Source organism: Bradyrhizobium sp. (assembly GCF_016462955.1).
Taxonomy (GTDB): domain Bacteria; phylum Pseudomonadota; class Alphaproteobacteria; order Rhizobiales; family Xanthobacteraceae; genus Bradyrhizobium.
Window position 1 is genome coordinate 1 of record NZ_JAEMSD010000727.1, and the last position, 2,664, is coordinate 2,664.

Sequence of the window (2,664 nt, forward strand, 5' to 3'; positions counted from 1 at the left end):
TAGGAAGGTCGCTGCCGAACCGCGCCGCCGTATGATAGCGGGTCTGCGCCGTTATCGCCGTCCCCTTCTGTTGGTGGTGCTGCCCATTGCTGCCGCACTCGGCGGACTGGCGTTTTACCTGCACGGCGGACGTTATGTCGGCACCGACGATGCCTATGTCGGCGCCCAGAAGGTGCTGATTACACCCGACATCTCCGGCAAGATCATCAAGGTGCTGGTTAAGGAAGGCCAGACCGTGAAGCAGGGTGACGAGCTGTTCGAGATCGACGCCGTGCCGTTTCGCCTCGCAGTAGACGAGGCTAAGGCGCAGCTCGCTCAGGCGAAGACGAACTACGACAATCTGGTCGAGAACGTGAAGATCTATGGCCAGATGCTTGATCTTGCCCAGCAGGGCGTCGACCTGAAACAGCGGGATGTCGAACGCAAACAGCAACTGGTCAAAAGCAATTTCGGGTCCCAGCTCGACCTCGACAATGCGGCCAATGCGATGGTGACCGCGAGCGCACAGGTGCAGTTCATCAAGCAGCAGCTCTCCAATGCCAGGACGCAATTGCTTGGTAACCCCGAACTGCCACTAGAGCAGTTTCCGCCCTATGCCCAGGCTAAGGCGAAGCTGGAGGATGCCGAGCGCAACCTCGATCACACGGTCCTGCGCGCGCCGATGGATGGCGTCGCGACCCAGGTCGAGCAGATTCAGCTCGGCCGCTATGTCACCGCCGGCACGCCCGTCTTCTCCATCATCGATGTCGCGCACCCCTGGGTCGATGCCAATCCGAAGGAGAGCGATCTCACCCACGTCACCGAAGGGCAGTCCGTCACGCTTGAGGTCGACGCCTTCCCGAACCACGTGTTCAAGGGCACGATCGGCTCGCTCTCGCCAGGCACCGGCGCGCAGTTCGCGATCCTCCCGCCGCAGAACGCCACCGGTAATTTCGTTAAGGTGGTGCAGCGCGTTCCGGTGCGGATCTATTTCGACGAGCACGACAAATACGTCGCCAAGCTGAAGGCCGGCATGAGCGTCTACGCCACCATCGATACCGGGCATAAGCGCACGCTCGCGGGCCTGCTCGGTCTGTCGGCAACCGCCAATCAGGACAAGGACTGACCTGATGTCGGGCCCACTTCCTCCGGGTCTACGCCGGAACATGGTGACCATCTGCGCCATGACCGCAACGATCATGCAGGCGCTGGATACCACGATTGCCAATGTGGCCCTGCCCTACATGCAGGGCACGCTGTCGGCGTCGCAGGATCAGATCAACTGGGTGCTGACCTCCTATATCGTCGCTGCCGCCATCATGACGGCGCCTGTGGGGTGGATCGCCAACCGCTACGGGCGCAAGCGAATCTTCATCATATGCTCGGCCGGCTTCACCATTGCATCAGTGCTGTGCGGGCTCGCGCAGGACATCAACCAGATGGTGCTGTTCCGCCTGCTGCAGGGCGTGTTCGGCGCGGCCCTGGTGCCGCTTTCGCAGACCGTGATGCTCGATTCCTACACGCTCCAGGAACGGGCGAAGGCGATGGCGATCTGGGGCATGGGCGTGATGATGGGCCCGATCATGGGCCCGTCACTGGGCGCCTGGCTCACCGAGACCTATTCCTGGCACTGGGTGTTTTTCGTCAATCTTCCTTTTGGCGCACTGACGGTGCTCGGTCTGATAGCTTTCATGGACGAGACCAAGAAGGATCTCACGCTTCGGTTCGACTTCTTCGGCTTCGCGGCACTTGCAGTCGCCATCGGGTCCTTACAGCTAGCCCTTGACCGCGGTGAGCAGCTGGGGTGGCTCGAATCCAACGAAATCGTTGGCGAGTTCATCGTCTCGGCCGTGGGCTTCTACTACTTTTTCGCCCACTCCTTCACGACCGCGCGGCCGTTCATCCAGTTCGCGCTGTTCAAGGATCGCAATTTCGTGACGGGCTGCATCTTCATGACGGTGATGGGGTTGGTGCTGTACTCCACCATGGCGCTGGCCTCGCCCTACCTGCAGAACGTCATCGGCTATCCCATCATTACCGCCGGCATGTTGCTAGCGAGCCGCGGCCTCGGCACGTTCCTGGCCATGATGATGGTCGGTCGCCTCATGCGCTATTTCGAGGCCCGTACGTTGATCATCTCGGGACTCGCGCTGACGGCGGGCTCGCTGTTCCAGATGACCGGCTGGACCGAAATGACTCAAGTTCCGGAGATTGTCACCGTCAGCGTCTTCCAGGGTTTCGGTTTTGGCCTTGTTTTCGTGCCGCTATCGACCGTTTCGTTTCTAACGCTTCCAAACCACCTGCGCACCGACGGCACCTCGATGCTGACGCTGTTGCGCAATGTCGCAAGCTCGATCGGGATCTCGATCGTGATCGCCCAACTCACTCAGGGAACGCGCCGCACTTATGCGATCCTGTCCGAACACATCAACCCGTTCAACCACGCCCTGCAGATGCCTGATGTCAGGGGCATCATCAACCTGTCCACCGATGCTGGGCGCGCCATGGCGGACAAGATGGTCGCTGTTCAGGCTCAGATCATCGCATTCTCACAAGACTATCAACTCGTCATGCTGTTCATCCTCGTCTCGATCCCGCTCGCCATCATGATTGGATCTACGAAGGCCGCTCTGCGCAAGCAGACGGCAGGGCCAGAGCACGCAGTGGTGGAATGACGACACGCTG

2 protein-coding genes are annotated in these 2,664 nt (G+C 60.5%); both read left to right on the forward strand.

Annotated features, from left to right (window positions below; genetic code table 11):
* A partial coding sequence (locus tag JHD07_RS37475) for an HlyD family secretion protein (protein ID WP_029674809.1) occupies positions 1-1,105 on the forward strand: 1,105 nt, incomplete at its 5' end.
* 4 nt (positions 1,106-1,109) lie between these two features.
* Positions 1,110-2,654, forward strand: coding sequence for an MDR family MFS transporter (locus JHD07_RS37480; protein ID WP_024343490.1), 1,545 nt, complete (start codon positions 1,110-1,112; stop codon positions 2,652-2,654).
* Positions 2,655-2,664 lie beyond the last annotated feature (10 nt).